Annotated in this window: 20 protein-coding genes and 1 pseudogene; 9 read left to right on the forward strand and 12 right to left on the reverse strand. The window is 34.5% G+C overall.

Features of this window, described 5'->3' with window-relative positions; genetic code table 11:
- Positions 1–245: 245 nt before the first annotated feature.
- The 6 genes from MG290_RS00385 (at position 246) to MG290_RS00410 (ending at position 5608) form a co-directional block, all read left to right on the forward strand.
- Positions 246–2006 (forward strand): MutS-related protein, encoded by a 1761-nt coding sequence (locus MG290_RS00385; RefSeq protein ID WP_264561965.1) that lies wholly within the window; start codon positions 246–248, stop codon positions 2004–2006.
- A gap of 12 nt (positions 2007–2018) precedes the next feature.
- Entirely contained in the window at positions 2019–2567 is a 549-nt protein-coding gene (locus tag MG290_RS00390) for a HutD family protein (protein WP_264561966.1), read from the forward strand.
- Positions 2568–2626: 59 nt separating this feature from the next.
- Entirely contained in the window at positions 2627–3241 is a 615-nt protein-coding gene (locus MG290_RS00395) for a hypothetical protein (protein ID WP_264561967.1), read from the forward strand.
- Positions 3242–3532: a winged helix-turn-helix domain-containing protein gene (locus MG290_RS00400; RefSeq protein WP_264561968.1), complete on the forward strand. Its 291-nt coding sequence runs from the start codon at positions 3242–3244 to the stop codon at positions 3530–3532.
- A gap of 61 nt (positions 3533–3593) precedes the next feature.
- A complete protein-coding gene (locus MG290_RS00405; RefSeq protein ID WP_264561969.1) occupies positions 3594–4961 on the forward strand; it encodes a DUF4153 domain-containing protein in 1368 nt (455 codons plus the stop codon).
- Between the two features lie 5 nt (positions 4962–4966).
- On the forward strand, positions 4967–5608 hold the full coding sequence (locus tag MG290_RS00410; RefSeq protein WP_264561970.1) for a hypothetical protein: 642 nt from the start codon (positions 4967–4969) through the stop codon (positions 5606–5608).
- A 27-nt stretch (positions 5609–5635) separates the two neighbouring features.
- Here the strand turns inward: MG290_RS00410 and MG290_RS00415 are convergent.
- The 12 genes and pseudogenes from MG290_RS00415 to MG290_RS00470 all read right to left on the reverse strand — a co-directional run.
- Positions 5636–5926 (reverse strand): annotated as a pseudogene (locus MG290_RS00415) (23S rRNA pseudouridine(2604) synthase RluF); the annotation flags it as partial.
- A gap of 130 nt (positions 5927–6056) precedes the next feature.
- On the reverse strand, positions 6057–7853 hold the full coding sequence (locus tag MG290_RS00420; protein WP_264561971.1) for an acyl-CoA dehydrogenase family protein: 1797 nt from the start codon (positions 7851–7853) through the stop codon (positions 6057–6059).
- Positions 7854–7904: 51 nt separating this feature from the next.
- The gene (locus MG290_RS00425; RefSeq protein WP_264561972.1) at positions 7905–8267 is read right to left on the reverse strand and encodes a four helix bundle protein; all 363 of its coding nucleotides are present in this window, start codon (positions 8265–8267) and stop codon (positions 7905–7907) included.
- A gap of 40 nt (positions 8268–8307) precedes the next feature.
- The gene (locus MG290_RS00430; protein ID WP_264561973.1) at positions 8308–9489 is read right to left on the reverse strand and encodes an acetyl-CoA C-acyltransferase; all 1182 of its coding nucleotides are present in this window, start codon (positions 9487–9489) and stop codon (positions 8308–8310) included.
- A 25-nt stretch (positions 9490–9514) separates the two neighbouring features.
- Positions 9515–9901, reverse strand: coding sequence for a four helix bundle protein (locus tag MG290_RS00435; protein WP_264561974.1), 387 nt, complete (start codon positions 9899–9901; stop codon positions 9515–9517).
- A 52-nt stretch (positions 9902–9953) separates the two neighbouring features.
- The gene (locus tag MG290_RS00440; protein ID WP_264561975.1) at positions 9954–12344 is read right to left on the reverse strand and encodes a 3-hydroxyacyl-CoA dehydrogenase/enoyl-CoA hydratase family protein; all 2391 of its coding nucleotides are present in this window, start codon (positions 12342–12344) and stop codon (positions 9954–9956) included.
- 21 nt (positions 12345–12365) lie between these two features.
- Positions 12366–12794: a MarR family winged helix-turn-helix transcriptional regulator gene (locus MG290_RS00445; RefSeq protein WP_264561976.1), complete on the reverse strand. Its 429-nt coding sequence runs from the start codon at positions 12792–12794 to the stop codon at positions 12366–12368.
- A 90-nt stretch (positions 12795–12884) separates the two neighbouring features.
- Entirely contained in the window at positions 12885–14309 is a 1425-nt protein-coding gene (locus MG290_RS00450) for a hypothetical protein (protein ID WP_264561977.1), read from the reverse strand.
- Between the two features lie 64 nt (positions 14310–14373).
- Entirely contained in the window at positions 14374–14703 is a 330-nt protein-coding gene (locus MG290_RS00455; RefSeq protein WP_264561978.1) for a hypothetical protein, read from the reverse strand.
- 84 nt (positions 14704–14787) lie between these two features.
- The gene (locus tag MG290_RS00460; protein WP_264561979.1) at positions 14788–16560 is read right to left on the reverse strand and encodes an AMP-dependent synthetase/ligase; all 1773 of its coding nucleotides are present in this window, start codon (positions 16558–16560) and stop codon (positions 14788–14790) included.
- Positions 16561–16629: 69 nt separating this feature from the next.
- Positions 16630–17085: a hypothetical protein gene (locus tag MG290_RS00465; RefSeq protein WP_264561980.1), complete on the reverse strand. Its 456-nt coding sequence runs from the start codon at positions 17083–17085 to the stop codon at positions 16630–16632.
- Between the two features lie 4 nt (positions 17086–17089).
- Positions 17090–18103: a M28 family metallopeptidase gene (locus MG290_RS00470; RefSeq protein ID WP_264561981.1), complete on the reverse strand. Its 1014-nt coding sequence runs from the start codon at positions 18101–18103 to the stop codon at positions 17090–17092.
- A gap of 78 nt (positions 18104–18181) precedes the next feature.
- Between MG290_RS00470 and MG290_RS00475 the strand changes: the two genes are divergently transcribed.
- From MG290_RS00475 to MG290_RS00485, 3 genes are all read left to right on the forward strand, one after another.
- A complete protein-coding gene (locus MG290_RS00475; RefSeq protein ID WP_264561982.1) occupies positions 18182–18988 on the forward strand; it encodes an SDR family oxidoreductase in 807 nt (268 codons plus the stop codon).
- Positions 18989–19114: 126 nt separating this feature from the next.
- Positions 19115–19771 carry a fructose-6-phosphate aldolase gene (gene fsa / locus MG290_RS00480; protein WP_264561983.1) on the forward strand — a complete coding sequence of 219 codons (657 nt, stop codon included), beginning with the start codon at positions 19115–19117 and terminating at the stop codon, positions 19769–19771.
- 218 nt (positions 19772–19989) lie between these two features.
- Positions 19990–24993 (forward strand): choice-of-anchor L domain-containing protein, encoded by a 5004-nt coding sequence (locus MG290_RS00485; protein ID WP_264561984.1) that lies wholly within the window; start codon positions 19990–19992, stop codon positions 24991–24993.
- Positions 24994–25014: the final 21 nt, after the last annotated feature.

Consider the following 25014-nt stretch of genomic DNA (forward strand, 5'->3'; position numbering starts at 1 on the left):
GAAATAACAAATACGAATTATCTTTTTTAAGGGATTATATCAATCATCAAGACAGCTTACTTCATCATAAAAACGAATTGGCTATCAAAATAAAAGAAGAATAGAATTATAATGAATACATTCATAATTTTAAATTGACAGAGAAAGAAATAAAATCGATTGTTTATTATCTTAAAAAGTAAAAACCATCTCATTTGCGAGATGGTTTTTTTGTGCGTATTTTTATTCCCACTTAAAACCACATCATGTATTCAAAAATAAGCCAAGAACAAGAGATCATCTTAAAAAAGTTATTAAAGCAAAAAAACGCTATCAGCTTTACACGTATTGTTTTATTAGCAGCTTCGGTTTATTTTTTATATTTAATGCTCTACCGCAAACAAGAAGTTTTTGGGTGGATGGCATTGGTTTTTATTGTTTTGTTTATACTAGTGGTAACGGTTTATTTGAAATTGCAAAGCAAAGTTGCCTATCACAAAACATTAAAGCAAATCAATACCAACGAACTTTCTTTTTTATCGGGAACACATCAGTTTAACGATGGTTTGGCGTATCAAAATCCGCAACATGCTTTTTCTTATGATTTAGATTTGTTTGGACCGCATTCTATTTTTCAGTTCATCAATCGCACGGGAACATTTTTGGGAGAAGAAGCTTTGGCTGAAAGTTTACAGCAAATTCCCACTGCCGATTACATCCTTCAAAAACAAGAAGCAATAAAGGAATTAGCACCTAATTTAACATTTCGCCAGCATTTTCAAGCGTTATCACACTTGGCTGATACTGCAAAAGAAGATGATTTGGCCATAAAAAAGTGGAGCGAATCATCCATTCAAAATCCACCAAAAGGCAATCAAATTTTAGCAATTGCTTTTCCTGTTTTACTATTTTTATCGATTCTTGGCTGGATTTTTAATCTGCACGTAGTTTTTCCAAAATTGGTATTCTTGTTTTTTACGCTGAATTTAATTGCCATGGGAAGTTTTAGCAGATTCATCATGAAAGAAATCGGTAAAAGTGACAAAATTTCCAACACATTAATGCAATATTCTAAAATGTTGCAGGCTTTTGAAAGTCAATCTTTTCAATCAAAACACCTGCAATTGCTGCAAAATCAACTCAAATTCAAACAAAATACGGCTTTCGAAATTGTAACCCAATTGGCCAATCACTTTGAAAAACTGAACACAATTGCCAATTTATTTGTTTTTATAGCATTTAATGGTTTGTTTCAGTATCATTTTTGGGTGTATAAAAAGTTGCAAAACTGGAAAAGCAACCATCAAAAACAATTGTGGGAATATATGAAAATTCTAGGTGAGGTAGAGGCATTAAACAGCTTGGCAAATTTTGCCTATAACAATTCCGATTATCAATATCCCAACATTTCTTCAGACCAAATCACTTTTGAAAATTTGGGTCATCCGTTAATTCCAAAAGAAAAAAGAGTCCGAAATTCGATAGATTTCCACAATAAAAGCTTTGTGATTTTAACAGGAAGCAATATGAGCGGTAAAAGTACTTTTTTGCGAACCATTGGTATTAATTTGGTTTTAAGTTATTGTGGCGCGCCAATCGATGCGCAACAAGCAAGCGTTTATCCTTTGCCATTGTGGGTTTCGATGCGATTAACCGATTCGCTTTCAGATAGTGAATCGTTCTTTTTTGCCGAAGTAAAACGATTGAAACAAATCGTTACCAAAGCAGAAAAACAACCCATTTTTGTTTTGCTAGACGAGATTTTAAAGGGAACGAATTCCAATGACAAGCAATCGGGAACCATTGGCGTGATTGAAAAACTGCATCAGATGAATGTGTTGGGAGTGATTGCCACACACGATTTGGAAGTATGCGAAACCACAAATAAATATCCCGAAACTATGGAAAATAAATGTTTCGAGGTGGAAATAATTAACAATGAACTCCATTTTGATTATTTGCTTAAAGACGGTATCTGCCAAAATAAAAATGCGACATTCATTATGAAAAAAATGGAGATTATTTAATGTTGATGCAAAATGAAAATTACTAAAATTTCAAAAGATTTTTTAAATCCAACAGTTTGGGACGGAGGCGAAACCTATGAATATTTTATTTATCCGCCTGGATCGAATTATTCAGAACGAAATTTTTTGTTTCGAATAAGCGTGGCAACCATCATAAAAGCACCTTCTATTTTTACTCGGTTTGAAAATTACCAGCGTTTTTTGTTGATGTTAAATGGTGATTTGCATGTGTATCAAAATGGAAAAGAGGCATTTTACAATCCAAACATTATTTTTCAATTTGATTCGAACGATACCATTCAATCGTTTTCTGAAGGTATTGATTTTAATTTTATGGCGCACAAAAACGCAATTTCCAACATGATACAGACTAATAACACGCAGGTTTTATCAAACAGTTTTGTATTTATCTTTGCCAAAGAACCCATGAATTTAAGTATAAACAGTCACGAATACCACCTTCAACCGAATGATTTATTGGTCATCAATAATGAGCAGCACCAAGAAATACGGATAAATTTGCATGCAAAGGCAATAATAGGATATTGTAACAAAATTTGATAAAAAAAATTTGGAATAATTAAAATTTCAAATAACTTTGTATTTCAAAGTAAAATAGAATGAATCAAAAAGTTTCTGACGATTTAGCACATATCCGTTCTATGATGGAACGTTCATCCAGGTTTTTATCTTTAAGCGGATTATCTGGGATAGGAGCAGGCATTGTTGGTTTGGTAACTGGATGTTTGGCAATGTATTTAACCAATGGAAAAATGCAATACGTTAGGAGTAATCATGTGCAACCTTACGAAAGTTACATGGTAAACCTTCTTTTAATTTTGGGAATATCAGCCTTAGTATTAGCTATTTTTTGTGGATGCTATTTTACAGTCCAAAAGAGCAAAAAGTTGGGTTTACAAATTTGGACGGCTACCACCAAGAAAATTCTGGTTCAATTGGCAATTCCATTACTCGTTGGCGGTGTTTTTGTTTTGGCGTTGCTACAATATAATTTATACGGATTGGTTGCGGGTACAACCCTTATTTTCTACGGATTGGCTTTGGTAAATGCCGAGAAATATACCTATTCAGATATTAAATATTTGGGATACTTTGAAATAGTTTTAGGCTGTTTGTCTTTATTTTTTATTGGTAAAGGATTAATCTTTTGGACAGTTGGTTTTGGCGTTTTGCACATTGTTTACGGTGTGATTTTATACCGAAAATATAAGTAAATGAGTATAATTAGCGGTTTAAATAAAGAATTTGAAAGCAGAGTGCGCTTGGGAATGATGTCGGTTCTTATGGTGAACGATTGGGTAGATTTTACCGAAATGAAAAATCTGCTGCAAGTGACCGATGGCAATCTTGCAAGCCATTCTACCGCCTTAGAAAAACACGAATATATCGAAATTAAGAAAGAATTTGTGGGTAAAAAACCGCGAACATCCTATAAAATTACCGAAGCAGGCAAGTTGGCATTTCAGCAACATCTTGCTTTCCTCGAAAAAATAATGAGACAGTAAACCAGTCTTATTTTTTTACTAATAAACTTTGAAATACAAAGTACTTTTAAATTAATATATTATGAAAAAACAATTTTTAATTTTTGGCAGCGCTATTTTGTTTACCATTTTGTTCTATGATCAAGAATTGGGGTTAAACCTATCTGTTTTTGCCCTACTTTTGGTAGTAACACAATTGGTAATGCACCCTAAGTTGATTCACAATAAAAAAGCGTTAGTGTTGGCAGCATGTGTTGTCGCAGCAAGTGTTTCAAATGCTTGGTTACTTTCGGTTGCAACTGTTTTTACCGTTGTAATCACCTCGTTTGTGTTTCGCTATTTTGTGGTGGATCCACAAATGAAATTAATTTCCAATGCGTTTAATTTTGTATTGAGTTGGCCGGCGTTTGTGGTTCGGTTTTTTAAGGTAGATGAATGGTTGGAGTTTAAAAAAGATGATTCTAAGAAAACAATCATCAAGCTGTTTTCCTATGTGGTTATTCCTTTGGTTATTCTTTCGGTTTTCTTCGGATTATATGTTTCATCAAGTGAATGGCTTAGTAAATGGTATAATCGGTACGAATGGAACATTAACGGATTAATTATTTTTACCATATTATTGGGGTTTTATATCAGTTTTGTTTTTTGGCACATCAAAAGCTTCAACTTTATAAAAGTGATTGATAAAAACCTGAAATTTCACTTTTCACGCACCGAGCAAACTGCTTTAAAACCCACATTCAATTATATTCCTGTAGCTTTTGAAATGCGAAGCGGTGTTATTACACTTGCTAGTTTAAATGCAATGCTTTTATTTTTTATTGTGGTTTTCAACATAGAAAATGCACAGCAAAACATCCAACACATTTCCGAATACAGCAGTCGTACGCACAGTCAAATCTATTTAATCATTGTATCGGTTTTCTTGGCAATGGCAGTTGTTTTGTTTTTCTTTAAGAATACTTTGAATTTTATTAAAAACAATAAGTGGTTGTTGCAACTTACAAAAATTTGGATTGCATTGAATTCACTGCTGATTTGTTCCGCATTTTATCAAAATTCAGTTTATATCAGCTCGTTGGGGTTGACCTATAAACGATTAGGTGTGTATTTGTTTTTAATTATTTGCTTTGTAGGATTGCTTTATTCCTATCTAAAAGTGCAGCATAAAAAAACTAATTTTTATTTAATAGACCGCATGTCGTGGGTGCTTTTTTACAGTTTGGTTGGTTGTTCGCTTTTTAATTGGGGCAATATTATAACGCATTACAACTTACAAAAAGAAACAGCCGATTTGAATTATCTAATGAATTTGTCTGGAAACGAAAAAGCACTGATTGATTATTACAAAAAACAGCATATGGAAGTTCCGGAATATCTTTTAAACCTATTAAAATATTATGATGAATTACCGCTTTTATCGAAGCAGTTGTATTATAGTAATTTTTAAGACAGATGATAAAAGCATTTATTGAAAAATTCAATTTAAAGGGTTATCTAACTTTGTTAGTTGTTTGGATTCTTATTCAAATATTCACATTTTACCTCTTTCCGTTTTTTGTAATTCCATTTATATGGTTGCTAATGATACTATATTTTTTAGTATTAATAATCAGAAACGTCATCATTTCGATTAAAAATAGAAAAGTTCCTTTAACTGTCAGTCAAAGGATTCTAAAATTAACGATTGTATTAATCTTATTTAGTTTAACTTTTTATAAAGTTAACCATGTGCCACAGCTGATTGTAGAAAAGATTGATTGGTACGTTTTGTTTAAAAAAAGAACACAAATTATAGAGCAAGTAAAGAACAAAGAGTTACTACCAAATGTTACCTATAATGGTTTTATGTGCGAGCTTCCTTTTGAATTTCCAATAGTTTCGAATGGTGGAAATGATATTGCAATTTATCATAATAATGAAAATGAATATACTATTGCTTTTTTTGTTTTTAGAAATTTTTTTGAAGCACCATCAACCAAAATAATATATTCTGAAAATCCAGAGAATATAAAATATTTTGAAGAAAAAATTAAAAGAAATCCTGATAATAATTGGAAAATAAAGAATAATTGGTATAGAATTTATGGCGATTAATAAATCCGAGTTTCAAACTCGGATTTTTTAATTTCTATTCCCTCTGCGTTCGTTTCGTAGCGGACGTTGTTCGGTAAATTTCTTTTTAAAATCTTTACGGTCTTTGGTTGGCGCTGGGTTTTTATTAACCAAAGGTTTATTGTGTTTTTGTAAGCTTCCTTCTTCGGTTTTGGTACTTTCGCTAATTAATCGGTTGAGTTCGTCCATTTCTTTTTTTGAAATTTCCCGGTATTTCCCAACGGGAACATCTAACGAAATATTCATAATACGAATACGCTTCAATGCTACTACTTCATAATCAAAATATTCGCACATTCTGCTTCTATACATTCTAGTTTAATTCCTAATCATATTTGACTTTCTTTTCATAGAAATGCCCCAAACAGTATTTAACTTTTTGGAGCATGTTCAAACTAAATAACGGTTTTTTTATAAACTAAACGAACTATTAAAAACTATACTTATTTTCTCCAATTACGTGGCTGGCAATGGTTTCTTTCAACTGTACCACATTAGGTTGATTGGTATATTTTGTGAAACGGCGCAAGCCCATTAGCATCATACGTTGTTCATCTTCTTCTGCAAACGAAACAATTCCTTCTTTTCCTTTGGTATAAATGATATCAACAGCTTGGTATAAATACAATTTTGCCATGGCAATTTGTACACTTGCGGCATCTTCACCAATATTTTTAGCTAATTTTTCTGTACGCAAAATACCTGATTCAGCCATATAAATTTCAATCAACATATCCGCTGCAGCCATTAATAACTGTTGGTGTTGATCTAATTCGGTTCCGTATTTTTGTACTGCCGAGCCGGCTACCATTAAAAAGGCTTTTTTCAATTTTGCAATCAATGCTTTTTCTTCTGCAAATAATTCAGAATAATCGGGAGTTTCAAAATCGGGTATTCCCAATAATTCTTCGCCCACTTTCATTGCCGGACCCAATAAATCAACATGGCCTTTCATGGCTTTTTTGATGAGCATACCAACGGTTAACATTCGGTTGATTTCGTTAGTTCCTTCATAAATTCTTGAAATACGCGCATCTCTCCAAGCACTTTCCATTGGTGTATCTTCAGAAAATCCCATTCCGCCAAAAATTTGAATGCCTTCATCGGCACAATGTTGTACATCTTCAGAAACAGCAACTTTTAAAATAGAACATTCAATTGCAAATTCTTCCACACCTTTTAATTCAGCTTCCTGATGCGAATTCCCTTCAGCCAAACGCGCATTGATTCTGTTTTCGATGTCACCTGCAGCTCTATACGAAGCCGATTCGCCAATATACGCATTGGTTGCTAAATCGGCAATTTTTGAACGAATAGCTCCAAAATTGGCAATAGGTGTTTTAAATTGTACACGTTCGTTGGCATAATTTACCGATTGTGTAATTAAACGGCGTTGTGAATCTAAACACGCAGCTGCTAATTTAATTCTACCCACATTTAAAGCGTTCATGGCAATTTTAAAACCTTCACCACGACCGCCCAACATATTTTCTACAGGAACAATCGTATCGTTAAAAAACACCTGACGTGTTGAACTGGCACGGATTCCCAATTTGTGTTCTTCTTCGCCCAAAGTGATTCCGTTTGGATTGGCAGCATCGTATTCCACAATAAAGCCAGTAATGTTTTTATCGTCTTCAATTCGGGCAAAAACAATCATTAAATGACAAAAACCAGCATTTGAAATCCACATTTTTTGTCCGTTTATTTTGTACGATTTCCCATCTGCACTTAATTCTGCCTTTGTTTTCCCTGAATTAGCGTCAGATCCCGCACCTGGTTCGGTTAAACAGTATGATCCAAACCATTCACCCGAAGACAATTTAGGAACGTATTTTTGCTTTTGTTCTTCGGTTCCGTACAAAGTAATTGGCATGGTTCCGATGCCGGTATGTGCGCCAAATGCCGTTGAAAATGAACCTGTTGCGCCCGAAATATAATCGCAGGTAAGCATGGTTGATACAAAGCCCATTCCCAGACCGCCGTAAGCTTCTGGAACTGCCACGCCTAAAAAGCCCAATTCACCAGCTTCGCGCATGCACTCTTCGGTAAATTGATAATCTTTTTTCTCGAATCGATCTTTATTAGGCCAAATTTTGCGATCAATAAATTCTTTTACTGAATCGCGCATCATTTTTTGTTCTTCCGAAAAATCTTCGGGTGTAAAAATGTTTTCTGCTAAGGTCTCTTTTACTAAAAATTGACCACCTCTTGTGATGTTTTCCATTGTGTATCTGTTTTGAGAAAAGAAAATAGAAAATAGAATATAGATGATAGACTATTTCAAATTGTTTTGGAAAGCCATTGTCATGCGCTGAAATTCTTCTATTTTATTTTCGAGTTGATTAAAAAGTTCTTGATTGATATAATTTCTATGTTTTGCAATATGTAATTGTGTAAGTAATTCAAAAGATGATCCTAATGAAACATCTAGAAAATGACTAAAAGATTTATCTGTTCTTGCAGAGCCTTCTGCAATATTCGATGGAATAGAAATAGAACAGCGACTAATCTGTGAATTAAGACTGTATTTTTCATCCGTAGGAAAATTTAGTAAGATATCAGAAATATTATTAGCTATCTCCAAAGCTAATTGCCAAATCTTTAAATTCTTATAATTATGTCTTTTTCCTACACTCATAACAATCTATTATCTCTTCTCTATATTCTATCCTCTTAAATTAAAGTAACTCATAAATTCCTGCTGTTCCTTGCCCGGTTCCCACACACATGGTTACCATGCCATATTTGTTACCACGACGTTTCATTTCATCGAATAATTGGACAGATAATTTAGCTCCAGTACATCCTAATGGGTGACCTAATGCGATGGCTCCGCCGTTTACGTTGATGATTTCAGGGTTTAGATCTAACTCGCGAATCACCGCTAACGATTGTGCGGCGAAAGCTTCGTTTAGTTCGATCAATTCAATATCGTTTTGTTGTAAACCTGCTTGCTTTAATGCTTTTGGAATGGCTTTTACAGGACCAATTCCCATGATGCGAGGTTCTACACCAGCCGATGCAAAGGTTACTAATCGGGCAATTGGTTCTAAGTTTAATTCTTTCACCATTTCTTCAGACATTACCAATACAAAGGCAGCGCCATCAGACATTTGAGAGGAATTTCCTGCGGTAACAGAACCGTCGGCAGCAAAAACTGGTTTTAATTTTGCTAGTGCTTCAATGCTTGTACCGGCGCGTGGTCCTTCATCTTTTGTAACTGTATAGGATTTGGTTTCTTTTTTGCCATTATCGTTAATAAACGTATCTTCTACGGTAATTGGTACAATTTGATTTTCAAATTTGCCTTCTGTTTGTGCTTTCAATGCTTTCATGTGCGATTCAAACGAAAACTGATCTTGATCTTCGCGCGACACATTGAATTGTTTTGCAACTGCTTCGGCTGTTAAGCCCATTCCCCAGTAATAATCTTCGTGACCAGCAGCGGTTACTTTATAATCGGGTGTGGCACGATAACCGCCCATTGGAATAAAACTCATCGATTCGGCACCACCTGCAATGATACAATCTGCCATTCCCGACTGAATTTTTGCTGTTGCCATACCAATAGTTTCGATGCCTGATGCACAATAACGGTTCACTGTTACACCAGGTACATCGGTGATTTTTAGTCCCATTAACGAAATTAATCGTGCCATGTTTAAACCTTGTTCAGCTTCGGGCATGGCATTTCCAACCATTACATCGTCGATGCGTTTTTTATCTAATTGCGGCACTTCGTTCATCATAAACTCAATGGTTTCTGCCGCTAATTCATCGGGTCTTTTAAATCGGAACAATCCTTTTGGTGCTTTTCCAACGGCTGTTCGGTATGCTTTTACTATATATGCTGTTTTCATTTATTAAAGTATTAAGATGGGAGTATTAAGTACTAAGACTTTTTCCATCTGCATTCATATTTGTATTAAGAGTTTTTTGAAATGAAAAATTCATGTTTGAAACTTCTACTAACTGATTTATAACGGGTTGTGTTATTGCTTCATCTATTAAATTTAATCTTTTTGCAAGTATTAATTGTGTTATCAATTCAAAAGTAGATCCATTAGCTATGCCTAAAAATTGGATAAATTCTTTGTTGTGATTTCTGCCCGATCCTTCGGCAATATTTGACGGAATTGAAACAGCACATTTTTTTATTTGATGAATTAAATTAAATCGTTCATCAATTGGTAAAAGTGCAGAAATTTCATAAACAGCAACAGCTATATCCATTGCTTTTTGCCAGATTTTCAGTTTTTCAAAATTGTGCATGTTACTCTAATTTTTGTCTTGATTCTTAATACTTACGTCTTGATACAAATCATCAATTACGCAAAGGTTTTCCCTTAGTTAACATAAACTGAATACGTTCTAACGTTTTTCTTTCGGTACATAAACTTAAGAAAGCTTCGCGTTCTAGATCTAACAAATATTGTTCGGATACAAATGTAGGTTCAGATAAATCGCCGCCTGCCATTACGTAGGCTAACTTGTTGGCGATTTTTCTATCGTGTTCAGAAATGTATTTACCAGCCATCATACCGTCTGTTCCCACCAAGAAAGCCCCCAATGCTTGTTTACCTAAAACCAAAATATCTTTGCGAGGAACAGGTTGGGTGTAGCCAGCTTCAGCCATTAACAATGCGTGTTTTTTAGCTTCGGCAATTTGTCGGTCTTTGTTTACCACCACCACATCTTTTGTTGGTAAAAGCACACCGTTCTCAAACCCTTCGTATGCCGATGTAGCAACTTTTGCCGTACCAACTGTTAGGAAATATTCTTGCAGAATATTCAGCTTCACATCGTTCTTTTTGAATTGATCTGCTGCACGTAAGGTCATTTCTTTAGATCCGCCACCGCCAGGAATTACACCCACGCCAAATTCAACCAAACCAATATAGGTTTCTGCTGCTGCAACGGCTTTGTCTGAATGCATTACCAATTCGCAACCGCCGCCAAGTGTCATTCCATGAGGAGCTGCAATTACCGGAATGCCTGAATAACGCACGCGCATCATGGTATCTTGGAACGATTTTATGGCGAAATTCAATTCATCGTATTCCTGTTCAACCGCCATCATGAAAATCATGCCCAAATTGGCGCCGACCGAGAAGTTTGCTGCTTGATTTCCAATAACCAAACCGCTGTATTCTTTTTCGGCTATATCAATCGCTTTGTTGATTCCGCTGATGACACCGCCACCAATTGAGTTCATTTTGGAGTGAAATTCCAGATTTAAAATTCCATCTCCTAAATCAAACAAAGTAGTATCGGCATTGCCCCAAACTTTTTTGGTATCGCGAATGTTGTTTAAGATAATAAACGCATCTTGTCCCGGAATTTTTTGTTGCGATTTTGAATCGATATCATAATAATAAGTAGCACCTTCTTTAACTGTGTAAAATGATGTATTGCCCGATGCCAACATGTCGTTTACCCAATTGGCAACGTTTTCACCGCTTTCTTTGATCAATTCGATACCTTTCTCCACACCAATGGCATCCCAAATTTGGAATGGTCCGTGTTCCCAGCCAAAACCAGCTTTCATGGCATCGTCTATCTTATATAAATCGTCGGTAATTTCGGGAACTCGGTTAGAAACATACGCAAACAATCCCGCAAAAGATTTACGATAAAACTCGCCCGCTTTGTCTTTTCCGTTCACTAAAACTTTGAAACGATCAATTACATTATCAATGGTTTTTGTAAGTTCTAATGTTTGGAAAGATGCTTTTTTGTTTGGTCGATATTCTAGCGTATTCAAATCGAGCGAAAGAATATCTTTATCAACTTTTTTATAGAAACCTTGTTTGGTTTTGCTTCCCAACCATTTGTTTTCCATCATGTGATTGATGAAATCGGGTAGTTTGAATAATTCGTGTGCTTCATCATTCGGAACATTTTCGTACAAACCATTGGCAACATGCACCAACGTATCCAAACCAACCACATCAACCGTACGGAATGTTGCCGATTTGGGTCTGCCGATTACCGGTCCGGTTAATTTATCTACTTCTTCAATGGTTAGATCCATTTCTTTAACCAAATGAAACAAACTCATGATGCCGTAAATACCAATGCGGTTACCAATAAACGCAGGTGTATCTTTAGCCACAACCGATGTTTTTCCCAAGAATTTTTCACCGTAATTGTTTAAAAACGATAAAACTTCGGGTTTGGTTTTTGGTCCGGGAATAATTTCGAATAATTTCAGGTATCGAACCGGATTGAAAAAGTGTGTTCCACAGAAATGTTCCTGAAAATCTTCACTTCGTCCTTCGCTCATAAAATGAATCGGAATTCCTGAAGTGTTTGATGTGATCAACGTTCCCGGTTTGCGGAATTTTTCAATTTGCTCGTAAACTGCCTTTTTAATATCCAAACGTTCCACAACCACTTCAATAATCCAATCAACATCTTTAATTTTCGGAAGATCGTCTGTTGTGTTTCCTGTCGAAATTCTGTTAGCAAATTTTTTGTCGTAAATAGGCGAGGGGTTTTGTTTTAAAGCTGTTGCTAAATTTTCGTTCACGATTCGGTTTCTTACCACTTTATCGTTAAGCGTAAGCCCTTTTTTTTCTTCGGCTTCGGTAAGCTGGTTGGGAACAATATCCAAAAGCAATACCTGAACGCCAATGTTTGCAAAGTGACATGCAATGCCCGAACCCATGATTCCGGAACCAATAACAGCCACTTTTTTTATTAATCTATTCATATTTATATAAGGTTTGGTTTCTTAAAATTTCTTTTTTTCGATGATGATATTTTGAATTTTTTCTGACATTTCAATAAAGTTATCGATTTCTTGTTGCGAAAAGGTTTCTAAAAGTTTATTATTAAAATTGATTACTGTTTGTTTGGATAATCCCCGTTTTTCAACCCCAAGTGGCGTTAAATAAATATTTACACCCCGACCGTCTTTTGGGTTTTTCTTTTTAATGATTAACCCTTTTTCTTCCATTGTTTTTAAAGTACGCGTTAAACTTGTAGGTTCCATGCCCAAACGTGGAGCCAAAGCTGTAGACGGCGTTCCTTCTTTATCTATGTTTAACAAGGCGTAACCCAATGCCATTGATGCACCGTATTGCGAAGCTTCTTCGTTATACATACGGGCGATGGCTTGCCAAGTGTTTTTTATTACGGAATCGAGCGTTTTATTTTTCATAAATCTTTAATTATATCAAATATAATAAAAAAATAGTATGCACGCATACTATTTTAAATTTAATTTTTCGTTAAAAGGATATGTTATTGTTTATGTTTGAATTTTAATAATACAATTTTTGTTGTTTAAATAATGTATTTCACCTTTAGCATTTACAGTAAACCATGAGCTAAAATGAGGTTTTAATTCCTCTGTAGTCATAATAATTTTATCCTTAAGCACTTTTTCTGTTTTTTTCTCTATTTCCATTAATTTAAGTTGCTCAGAAGAATTGCGATATAATAAAAGAATAGTATTGTCTCTGTCAGCTATATCATCTATAAGATAAGTGGATGTCTTTCCTGTTGAATAAGCTTGAAAGACGGTACTTATTTTAGCAAATTCTTCTTCACTAAAAGGGATTTTGTATTTTACATTTTTCTTGTAATCATATATATATTCGCCATAATATAATAATATTAAAGATTTGTCAAAGCGATAGCTATGTAGATTATGATACAATTTATATTTAATATAATTGTTAGGAATATCACTATTAATAAACTCTTTTAATACCAACTCATCATCATTATATTTACTCTTAGCGAATAATGATAAATACTTTCTATTGTCAATATTCTCATAATTATTTGAAACTAAAGTTATAAGATAATCGTTTCCAACAACATTAAAGTCCATAATATTAATAGAATAATCCTTTAATGATTTAGACAATTTTAAATTAATATACTGCATAGAATCAATTTTTCTTTCTTGTATGTTGTATATAATCATAAATGGCTCTTGGGTAATATTTGTATTTTTGGGATCAGGGTTGTCTTTTACAAAATAAACAGTTGTTAAAAAGGCTATCTGATTTGCATTTATTTTTCTTCCATGGGTAATAGATGGATCTAAATTAGGGTGTTCAATTAATAAATTTAAAAAGTCATTATAATGTTTATCAAAATTATTTTCTTTGTAGTAAATACTGTATGCTTTTTTTAACCATTCCTTATCAGGAATGATATCTATTGAAGTAGAACTATCATAATAAGACCAACGCCCTAATTCAAAATTTCTGACTAATAAAGAAAAATCATCTTGAATATAACGTACTCCACTTTTAACATTTTTAAAACAATTATCTTCATTATTTAGATAAAACCTAATAAATTCGTTTACATCTAATTGATATAAATTTGATGAATATATTTTTTCATTGTTTTTTACAATATTTATAGTTGATTTTATGCCATTAGCATATCTATTATGCAAGGAATCAGAATATAGTGTAATACTTGATTTATAATTATTAATCCCTATTTTTTTATTAACTAATAATGAATCAGATTGTAAATGACTTTTTAAAACAATAGTCATTTCTGGATGATTTAATGCTTGGTTTATTTCATTTAAGGGCATCAAACAACTCAAACAGTCGTTAAGACTTAAAGCAATTATTATTTTATTATTATTGTTAGAATAACATATAAGATTAAGAAGTAATAAAAAAATAAATAGTATTTTTTTCATAGTTGATAAGTAGTTTTGTTAAAAAAAAAGGATTTATTTTTATTAAAACAAATCCTTTAGAACATTATTCAGAATCTTCAACTGTATATTCAATTCTAAATTCTTTATCGCCTCCGTCTTGTCGTGGCGGTAAATCTTCTGCCGGTACTCCATTTACAGTAGGTAACAATACATTAACGTCAACACCTATTGCAGGTGCTTGTAATCTCCAACTATCACTAAACCAATTTTTAGTAAGCGTAAAGCATGTAGCTTCTGAAGGTGCACAGCCAATTGTAATAAAACCTGGAGATGATGGCCACAGAGCAGCATTTCCATCTACTGTTTTAGGACTTTGTGCAAATCCAGTCGTTGTCAATCCTAAAAAGAATAACGTTGCTAAAATTTTTTTCATAATAAATACATTTTTTAATTGTTTATATTGCTAATGTATTTTTTTTTTTTTAATTAACAAATTATTTATTAAATTTTAACATATTTAAGAATACATTCCTTCATACAAATCTTTATACTTCTCTAAAATCACTTTACGTTTTAGTTTGAGCGTAGGGGTTAATTCTCCTGTATCAATGCTCCAAACATTTGGGGTGAGTGCAAACTTTTTAATTTGCTCCCATTTACCAAATTGCGGGTTTATGGTTTCAATTTCTTTTTGAATGCGTTCTATCACCAATTCGTTTTTCACTACTTCGTCTAACGTAAAACCAAGGTTTACTTTGTTGCGGTTGGCCCACTCTTTAATAAAATCAAAATTTGGCTGAATCAACGCTGCAGGCATTTTTTGTCCTTCGCCCACCACCATTATCTGCTCAATGAAACGCGATTGTTTCATGGCATTTTCAATCATTTGTGGAGCAACGTACTTACCGCCGCTGGTTTTAAACATTTCTTTTTTACGATCGGTAATGAATAAAAATCCGTCGGCATCAACTACACCGATATCTCCAGTATGGAACCAACCGTCGATAAAAGCTTCTTTGGTTTTTTCTTCGTCTTTATAATATCCTTCTGCAATCGATGGTCCTTGACAAAGAATTTCGCCGTCTTCTGCAATTTTAACGGTCACATTGCTTAAAACCCTACCTACAGAGCCAATTTTCCAGCCATTATTTCGTTGGTCGTTTACTGAAATTACCGGAGAAGTTTCAGTTAAACCGTAGCCTTCCATAACCGGTATATCGGCTCCACCAAAAATTCGTGCCAAACGCGGAGATAATGGGGCAGAACCCGATACCAGCAATTCTAAATTGCCACCCAAAGCGGCTTGCCATTTAGAGAAAATTAGTTTGCGGGCAATTTTCAACTTAAATTCATAGAAACCGCCGTTTGCTTGGTAAGGTTTAAAGTCTTCTGCTAAGCGCAATGCCCAAAAGAACAATGCTTTTTTAATGCCCGAAAGTTCAGATCCTTTGGCATAAATTTTATCGAATACTTTTTCTAAAACCCTTGGAACAACTGTCATTACTTGTGGTTTTACTTCTTGAAGGTTATCAGATATTTTTTCAATTGATTCTGCAAAATAAATTGATACACCCATATATTGGAACAGATACAAAATCATTCGCTCAAAAATATGACAGCACGGCAAGAAACTCAGCGCAGTGTAACTTCCTCTTTCAAACGGAACACGTTCAGACGAACCTAAAACGTTGCTGATGATATTGTTATGCGTAAGCATCACGCCCTTTGGAGTGCCAGTGGTGCCTGATGTGTAAATAATCGACGCTAAATCGTCTGGAGTTACATTGGCTTTAGCTGCTTCCACATCGGCATCGTTCATTGCATCTTTACCGGCTGTTATAATATCTTTCCAATTGGCGCAGCCCGGAATTTCATCGAACGAATAAATACCTCGCAGTTTGGGAATGTTGAACTTTACCCGGTCTAATTTTTCTAAAATGGTTTTATCGGAAACAAACACATACACACTTTCGGAATGCTTTATAATATACTCGTAATCGTGTTCAGAAATAGTTGGATATATTGGAACAGTTGCTGCACCGGTTTGTAAAATACCAATGTCCATAATGTTCCATTCGGTACGGTTTGTTGAGGTTATTAGTGCAATTTTATCGCCTTTTTTAACGCCCATTGCAAGCAATGCTTTGGAAACATAATTTGCTTGTTCTATATATTCTTGAATGCTTGTTGCTTTCCAAACGCCATTTTGCTTTGTTGAAAAAGCTTTTTCTAACGGATAGTGTTGCAACTGATAATAAGGAATATCGAATAATCTACCTATTTGAGACATATATTTTCTGTGTTTTAATTATTGCAATTGAAAAGTATAGTTTTTTTATGAAAAAAGCAAGTGAAAATTTTAATTAACCGGAACATTTTGCAATTTCTCCATTCCTTCTGTAAAAAGTGCAGCAGCGGGAAATGCTTCTTTTTCGTCTCCAGTGTTTAAAAGTGCACCGTCTTTAAAAAAGTAATCGGCATATTGCAACAATCTATTGGCGTTATTTGCATCGGTTTCTTCGACAATACAAGCTATTAACGCCCCTTCCTTATAATAAAAAACTTTCTGCAAGGTATGTTTTTCATAAACGGTATGAATAATGGAAAACACCGAATCGTTCGAAAGCAAATAATAAGCGGTGTCATAAGTTGTATTGTTAGAAAGACTTCCCTTTTTGTTGATGGGGTCAAACCATTCGTTTTGAGAGGTTTTTTGGATATAGTTTTGAATTGTTTGAATGTCTTCGTGGCTGTTTTGTGCAAAAGTGGATGCAATTGCAAAAAATAAAAGGCAAGTTGTTATGATTTTTTTCATCATTTTATTTTAGTTTAATTCGTTCGTTTCTATTTGCTAGTTCCCAAGCTGTTACAAAAATAAGCTGTGTGCGTTTAAGCATTTCATCAAAATTAATTTTGTCAACAGTGTCGGTTGGTTTGTGGTAATCGGCATGTTCTCCGCTGTAATAAAAAATTACGGGAATGTTGTATTTTGCAAAATTGTAATGATCAGAACGGTAATAAATCATTTCGGGATGCTTATCATCATTATAGGTGTAATCTAAAACCAGATCGGTATATTTTTTATTCATGGCTTCAGAAATATCGTGCAATTCGGTGCTTAATTTATCGCTTCCCACCAAATAGATGTATTCTTTTTTATTTTTTTGATACGTAAAATCTCTCCTTCCAATCATATCCACATTCAAATCGGCAACAATTTGTTCTAAAGGAATTATTTTAGAATTCACAAAAAAGCGAGAACCGTGCAAACCATATTCTTCTCCGGTGCAATGGAGAAATACAATCGAACGTTTTGGTCCGTTACCGTTTTTCTCAGCAATTTTAAACATACGCGCTAGTTCTAACAAAGCCGTTGTTCCTGTTCCATTATCATCAGCGCCATTATATATTTCGCCATTTGCAATTCCCACATGGTCGTAATGTGCAGAAATCACCAAATATTCGTCGGGTTTTTCGCTTCCTTTTATATAAGCCACCACATTTTCGCTGTTGTTTAATTTAGGGCTGAACATACGTTTCATAGCTTCAGACGGAACAGCCTGAAAATAATCATCTGTTCCCGGCAAGGCTTCAATTTCTAAATTTTTATAAATGTTTCTTATATAATTTGCCGCCATTTTCTGCCCGGCTTCGCCTGTTTTTCTACCTTCCATTTCATCGCCCGCAATTATAGAAAGATGTTTTACCAGTTCGTCTTTCGATAGATTTTCCATCATTTCTTTTACCCGATCTTTTTGTTTTTGAGCATAAATGGTGTTTGAATTTAAAAATCCGGCAACAATAAAAAGACCAATAATAGGTTTAAAATTCATTTTTGTGATTTTAGTTTACAGATACTAAAAATACTAATTTTACAAATAGCTATTGTATATTTGTTGAAAATATTAAAAATGAACAAAGTTGTACTGATAACTGGCGGATCTTCAGGTATTGGCAAAACCGTTGGAAACTTTTTATTAACGAAAGGTTACACGGTTTACGGCAGCAGTAGAAATCCTGAAAACGTGACAGATAGTCGTTTTCCACTGGTTGCCATTGATGTGCGAAACAAGGAATCGATACAAAGTGCGGTTACTGAAATTATTGCAAAAGAAGGCAGAATTGATGTGTTGATTAACAATGCAGGAGTAGGAATTACCGGACCTATTGAGGAAATTCCTTTGGAAGAAATTCAAAATAATTTTCATACCAATGTTTTTGGACCTATTGAAGTTATGAAAGCCGTTTTACCACAAATGCGTCAACAAAAATCGGGCTTGATTATTAATGTAACGTCGATTGCGGGATATATGGGCTTGCCTTACCGCGGGATTTATTCGGCTTCGAAAGGAGCTTTGGAACTGCTAACCGAATCGATACGAATGGAAGTGAAACCTTTTAATATACGAGTTACCAATGTGGCTCCGGGCGATTTTGCTACCGATATTGCTGCACGCCGTTTTCATGCGCCGGTTTTAGATCAATCTCCATACAAAGAAATTTACAGTCAACAATTGGCTACAATCAACGAGCATGTGAATGATGGCGGCGATCCCATAGAAATGGCAAAAGCAATTAACGCAATTATTCAAACAAAAAATCCAAAAGTTCATTACAGAGTAGGGGCTTTCATGCAAAAGTTTTCTATCTTTCTAAAAAAGATTTTACCAGATACGGTGTATGAAAAAATGTTAATGAATCATTATAAAATAAAATAATTTATTTGCCTCAAATTCGCAGATTTTTAGTAACTTTTAATGGTTAAAAATCTTAATCAAAGAATTCCTATAAATTGAAATAATCTCCAATAAAAAGAACAAATAATAATTAAACACATCAAAACTATGAAATTTTTTATAGATACAGCAAACCTAGACCAAATTAAAGAAGCACAAGCTTTAGGCGTTTTAGACGGCGTTACGACCAATCCGTCGTTAATGGCAAAAGAAGGCATTACAGGCAAAAACAATATTTTGAAACATTATGTGGATATATGCGCTATTGTTGATGGCGATGTTTCGGCTGAAGTAATTGCTACCGATTTTGAGGGAATGATTAAAGAAGGCGAGGAGCTTGCAGAATTAAACGAGCAAATTGTGGTGAAAATCCCGATGACGAAAGACGGTATTAAAGCGTGTAAATACTTTTCTGAAAAAGGCATTAAAACCAATGTAACTTTAGTATTTTCGGCAGGTCAGGCATTATTGGCTGCAAAGGCAGGGGCAACGTATGTGTCGCCATTTATTGGTAGATTAGATGATATTTCTACCGATGGATTAAATTTAATCGATGAAATTAGAATGATTTATGACAATTATGCCTTTGAAACGCAGATTTTAGCAGCATCGGTGCGCCATACCATGCATATTGTGAATTGTGCCAAAATTGGTGCCGATGTGATGACAGGACCTTTAAGTTCGATTTTAGGATTGCTGAAGCATCCACTCACCGATTTAGGTTTGGAACAATTCTTAGCTGATCACGCAAAAGGGAATAAATAGAAAAAGAAAGACTGCCGCAAAGAGGACAGTCTTTTTTTTTGATGAATAAAAAGTTAATTTTTCAATTTGCTTAAAAAATTGATGCAAAATCAATTACATTTACGGTTATTTTTAAAATGTATATTAAAAAAATGCATTATTAGAATATAATCCATTTGGAGAAGTACGTTTAAAAATATGAGTATCTTTTTTTAAAATAACCATTTTTCTGGTAAACTATGAATCTTAAAAAAGTGAAGTTGCTTAATGATTCCACAAAAAAACGAATCAATGTTCAAAACTTTTTTTGGCTGTTTTTGTTTTTATTTGTGATTAACTATCTTAGTTTAGGACAATCCTTACCCACTCGAATCAACATTCCAAATAGTACCCCGCCTGTTGTGCCTTTAGGTATTGGTGATTTTATAGAGGTTAACAATGCTTCCAGTGCGCAAAGTGCATTTACCGTTTCGCAATTGATAAATAATGTGCTCATATCTGGTGGTGGTAACTGTACAAGTGCCAATGCTACGAATGTTGTGGTTTCGCCCAATTTGCCGGCAACAAACTTAAACAGATCATGGGGGTATTTTAATAAGGCAAATGCCAACTTTCCTTTTCAATCGGGTATTGTTCTGAGCACAGGTTTTGCACGAAAAGCAGGCAATAACTTTATAAACCCTATACTTTCTGATAACCTCAATTCAGGAGGTGATATTGATTTAGCCAATGTCCTAAATATTTCACCTATGGTATTATATGATGCCACTTATATTGAATTTGATTTTGTGCCTATAACCAATCAAATTACTTTTAATTATATACTCGCTTCAGAGGAGTATGGCGATGGATATGAGTGCAGTTTTACTGATGCATTTGCTTTGTTGTTAAAGAAAGTAGGAGATCCTACATATACCAACTTGGCTGTTTTGCCCAATTCAGGAGGAGTTGTGAGTACATCTAATATTCATCCGGCTGTGACAGGATCAGCAGGCTCTTGCGGAGCTGTAAACCAACAATATTTTGGAGGATACAATACCACAAATTCGGATATTAATTTTCAAGGAAGAACCATTCCATTGACTGCAACAGCAACTGTTATTCCTGGAGAAACCTATCATTTTAAAATGGTAATTGCAGATTATGCAGACGAAAAGTACGATACAGCTGTTTTTTTAGAAGCTGGCTCTTTTGATATTGGTGTAAAGATTACAGATACATCAGGGAATATTTTGCCATCAAATATAAAAAAGTGTGAAGCCACGCAAATAATTAAAGCTAGTGTTTTGGCTACAAACGCAACCTATAAATGGTTTCTTAATAATGTGCAAATTCCTGGTGCAATTTCAGATTCATACACAGTAACACAAACGGGTACTTATTCAGTAGAAGTAACAATACCTTCTAGCACATGTGTGAGCACAGCAAGCATTACGGTTGATAACGGTACTGTACCACCACTTGATCTTACTGATATTAATGGAACCATTTTGCCAAGTAATTTGGTGCTTTGTGAAACTGTAAATACCACATTAAAAGCTACAACTTCTGCAGTAAATCCAACTTATCAATGGTATTTTAATAATACAATTATTTCAGGAGCTACACAAAGCACCTATACTGCCACTCAAATTGGAAATTATTCCGTAAAAGTAGCATCTAGCAATTTTGATTGCCCAGCAACAGCTGCGGTAGATGTAAACATAACTACACTTGTACTAAATACGCCAGTAACTTTACAAGGCTGTTCTCCAACAAATACAGCTGTTTATAATCTTACAAATGCAGAAACATCTATCTCAACCCTTTCGGGAGTTACTTATTCTTACTACGAAAATTTAGCTGATGCACAGGCTATAAATGCCAATACTATTGCGGTACCAACAGCTTATAGCTCTGTTTCAAAAACAGTTTATGCCGTTGCAAGTTGGGGGCCATGTTCGAAAATAGCTGCTATAGATTTACAAACAGTACTTTCACCAACAATTATTAATCAACCCGTTAATCAAATTGTTTGTTTAAATAATAATGCAACAATAAATGTAAATGCAGTAAATGGAGTAGGTTATCAATGGCAGGTAGATACCGGTAGTGGTTTTACTAATTTATCAAATAATACTGAATATTCTGGGGTTACCACAAATAGTCTTACTATTTCAAACGTTACCAATAGTTTAAATGGCTATACATATAAAGTAATAGTAAAAAGTAATTGTTTAAATGATTTGGCATCAAACGCAGTTACGCTAACAGTACCTCAAGTTAGAGGAAGTTTAACACAAAACAATGTGTTGTGCTTTGGTGAGAGCAATGGTAGTGCAACTGTTTCTGGTAATGGAGGATCAGCACCATACAGTTACTTATGGTCAAACAATGCTACAACAGCAGCAATATCTGGCTTAAGTGCCGGAACATATAGTGTTGTAATCACAGATGCAAATGGTTGTTTTGGAACAGAAACAGTTGTTATTTCGCAACCTACAGCACTTACCAATGTTGTAAACGTTAAAAACTTAAGTTGCAACAACGCAAATGATGGAACAATTGAGGTAATTCCAAGTGGTGGTACTCAACCATACACTTATACATGGTCGCACAATAATGCAACAACACCAAAAGTAATAGGTTTAGCAGCAGGTACTTATACTGTGACCGTAAAAGATGCTAATAATTGTGTGAAAGTAGAAAATATAACAATCACACAACCAGAGATTTTATCTGCAACTGCAATAGCTAAGAATGTTAATTGTTTTGGAACAGCAACTGGTGAGGCTACAATAAATGTTTCTGGAGGAACTGCACCTTACACTTACCTGTGGAGTAATGGAGGTAACACAGCAAATATTTCTAATATAAGTAAAGGCAATTATACCGTTTTAGTTACGGATGCAAATGGCTGTTCTTTAACAAAGGCTGTGACCATAACAGAGCCTAATGTTTTAAAAGTAGCTATTACCCAAACGAAAGCTGGTTGTAACGGAGCCCTAACCAACTCCGTAATAGCTATGCCAACAGGTGGTACACAACCATATACCTATTCTTGGTCAAATGGTGCAACCACTTCGACTGTTGATGATTTAGTGTCCGGCAATTATACTTTAACGGTATCAGATGCAAATGGTTGTACGGTGACCGAAAGTGTAACCGTGGTGCCAAACGTAGGATTATCTTTAAATTTTAGTAAAAAAAATGTGTCGTGTAATGGACTTGCTGATGGAAATATTACTGCAACTATCGTTGGTGGTAGAGCTCCTTTTACCTATAATTGGTCAAATGGAGCAACAACAGCATCAATTAGTAATCTATCGGCCGGAACCTATTCTTTAACCATAACAGATGATTATGGTTGTACGTTTACTGAGAGTATTACGATTGATCAACCAGATGTTTTAAATATTACATATCAGCAAAATAATGTACTTTGTTACGCAACTACCACAGGAAGCATTAACTTAAATGTAACGGGCGGAACACCACCTTATACCTACCAATGGTCTAATGGCAATACATCGCAAAATATAAATCAATTACCTGCGGGCTTATACAATGTGTTAGTAATCGATAGTAAAAATTGTACTGCATCACAAAATATTTATATTACACAGCCAGCTGATATTCCACAACCTGTAACCACAAATCAAGTTTTTTGTATCAATGAAAATGCCACTGTAAGTGATTTAGTCGTTACTGGAACCGATGTGAAATGGTACACAACTCCTTTTGGTGGAATACCTTTAAGCGGAACCCAACAGCTAGCTACTGGTAGTTATTACGCTTCGCAAACTATAAATGGTTGTGAAAATTATACACGAGCAGCGATAAATGTAACGATAAATACAACCAATATACCAACAGGTTTAAGTGTTCAAGAATTTTGTGAACCTTATACACCGACTGTTGCGGATTTGAATGTAAACGGTCAAAATATCAAATGGTATGATAAAGCAACAAATGGTGCGCCTTTATCTGCAACCACAAGTTTAGTTAATGGAACAACTTATTATGCCACCCAAACAGTTAATGGTTGTGAAAGTGCCAACCGCTTTGCGGTGGTAGTAAACATTTACCCGAGTAATCCTATCACAACAACAAGCCTTGTCATTTGCAACACCGCATTGATTCAAAATATCTCAATCGATAACTTCAGTAGCTCGCAATTAAAATGGTACAGCAGTTTAACAAGTACACAAACATTACCAAGTACACATTTGCTTACAAACGGTGTTTATTATGTAAGCACATTTAATTATAACTTGTGCGAATCGGTTAGAAAACCTCTACAAATTATAACCACAGCAGGTGTAACAGTGCCAATTGTTTCCACACAACAAGTATTTTGCAACACTGCTTATGTTTCTGATTTAGTTGCAAACGGAATGCCGGGAGCAACTATTAATTGGTACAGTTCAGCACAAAGTGTTACACCTTTAGCAGCAAATACACCTTTATTAACAGGAACTTATTATGTAGAGCAAGAAATAATGCCTTGTAAATCACCAAGAATTGCTGTAGCAGTCCGTGTTTATCCTACTACAGCACCTATTATGACTGATTTTGTTTTGTGTGCAGGCGCAACAGTTGGTGATTTATACTTAAAAGCTTCTACTTCAACCAAATATGTATGGTATGTTGATAATTCTTCCACAACGCCTTTGCCCGATACATATAGTTTAACAACGGGTTATTACTATGTAGCGATAGATTATTCTGGATGCACATCAAGCAGAAGACAAGTTCATGTAAAAGTGAATACACGTCCCAATTCGCCTACAGGATTTTTAGTTCAAAATTTTACGAATCAAGCCAAAGTGTCCGATTTGATAATGAATCAGCCTTTCGTAACATGGTATTTAAGCTATAATGATGCAATAAATAGAATGAATCCTCTAGACGTTTCTGATTTTCTAGAAGATGGTGTCACTTATTATGGAGTAATAATTGATGAAAACGGCTGTCCAAGCTATCCAACTGCTGTAAAAGTAGGTATTACGCTTTCAGTGAATAACTTTGATTTAGCTGGTTTAAAATATTATCCAAACCCGGTAGAAAACGATTTAATAGTTAGTTACAAACACACCATTGAAAGTGTAGAAGTGTACAACATTACTGGGCAACGAATTTTAAAACAGTTAAATGATAATGAAACCGTTAAAATCAATTTTTCGCAATTCAGTTCCGGTACCTATATGGTTAAATTGTTTTCAGAAGAACACACACAATTTATTAAGATTATTAAGAAGTAAACCCTTAGAATCTATAAAAAA

The organism is Flavobacterium sp. CBA20B-1 (assembly GCF_028473145.1).
GTDB lineage: Bacteria > Bacteroidota > Bacteroidia > Flavobacteriales > Flavobacteriaceae > Flavobacterium.

Excerpts from the sequence above, each read along its gene's own strand:
- MG290_RS00385 (WP_264561965.1), top strand. The coding sequence starts at position 246 with ATGTATTCAAAAATAAGCCAAGAACAAGAGATCATCTTAAAAAAGTTA.
- MG290_RS00390 (WP_264561966.1), top strand. The coding sequence starts at position 2,019 with ATGAAAATTACTAAAATTTCAAAAGATTTTTTAAATCCAACAGTTTGG.
- MG290_RS00395 (WP_264561967.1), top strand. The coding sequence starts at position 2,627 with ATGAATCAAAAAGTTTCTGACGATTTAGCACATATCCGTTCTATGATG.
- MG290_RS00400 (WP_264561968.1), top strand. The coding sequence starts at position 3,242 with ATGAGTATAATTAGCGGTTTAAATAAAGAATTTGAAAGCAGAGTGCGC.
- MG290_RS00405 (WP_264561969.1), top strand. The coding sequence starts at position 3,594 with ATGAAAAAACAATTTTTAATTTTTGGCAGCGCTATTTTGTTTACCATT.
- MG290_RS00410 (WP_264561970.1), top strand. The coding sequence starts at position 4,967 with ATGATAAAAGCATTTATTGAAAAATTCAATTTAAAGGGTTATCTAACT.
- MG290_RS00420 (WP_264561971.1), bottom strand. The coding sequence starts at position 7,853 with ATGGAAAACATCACAAGAGGTGGTCAATTTTTAGTAAAAGAGACCTTA.
- MG290_RS00425 (WP_264561972.1), bottom strand. The coding sequence starts at position 8,267 with ATGAGTGTAGGAAAAAGACATAATTATAAGAATTTAAAGATTTGGCAA.
- MG290_RS00430 (WP_264561973.1), bottom strand. The coding sequence starts at position 9,489 with ATGAAAACAGCATATATAGTAAAAGCATACCGAACAGCCGTTGGAAAA.
- MG290_RS00435 (WP_264561974.1), bottom strand. The coding sequence starts at position 9,901 with ATGCACAATTTTGAAAAACTGAAAATCTGGCAAAAAGCAATGGATATA.
- MG290_RS00440 (WP_264561975.1), bottom strand. The coding sequence starts at position 12,344 with ATGAATAGATTAATAAAAAAAGTGGCTGTTATTGGTTCCGGAATCATG.
- MG290_RS00445 (WP_264561976.1), bottom strand. The coding sequence starts at position 12,794 with ATGAAAAATAAAACGCTCGATTCCGTAATAAAAAACACTTGGCAAGCC.
- MG290_RS00450 (WP_264561977.1), bottom strand. The coding sequence starts at position 14,309 with ATGAAAAAAATACTATTTATTTTTTTATTACTTCTTAATCTTATATGT.
- MG290_RS00455 (WP_264561978.1), bottom strand. The coding sequence starts at position 14,703 with ATGAAAAAAATTTTAGCAACGTTATTCTTTTTAGGATTGACAACGACT.
- MG290_RS00460 (WP_264561979.1), bottom strand. The coding sequence starts at position 16,560 with ATGTCTCAAATAGGTAGATTATTCGATATTCCTTATTATCAGTTGCAA.
- MG290_RS00465 (WP_264561980.1), bottom strand. The coding sequence starts at position 17,085 with ATGAAAAAAATCATAACAACTTGCCTTTTATTTTTTGCAATTGCATCC.
- MG290_RS00470 (WP_264561981.1), bottom strand. The coding sequence starts at position 18,103 with ATGAATTTTAAACCTATTATTGGTCTTTTTATTGTTGCCGGATTTTTA.
- MG290_RS00475 (WP_264561982.1), top strand. The coding sequence starts at position 18,182 with ATGAACAAAGTTGTACTGATAACTGGCGGATCTTCAGGTATTGGCAAA.
- fsa (WP_264561983.1), top strand. The coding sequence starts at position 19,115 with ATGAAATTTTTTATAGATACAGCAAACCTAGACCAAATTAAAGAAGCA.
- MG290_RS00485 (WP_264561984.1), top strand. The coding sequence starts at position 19,990 with ATGAATCTTAAAAAAGTGAAGTTGCTTAATGATTCCACAAAAAAACGA.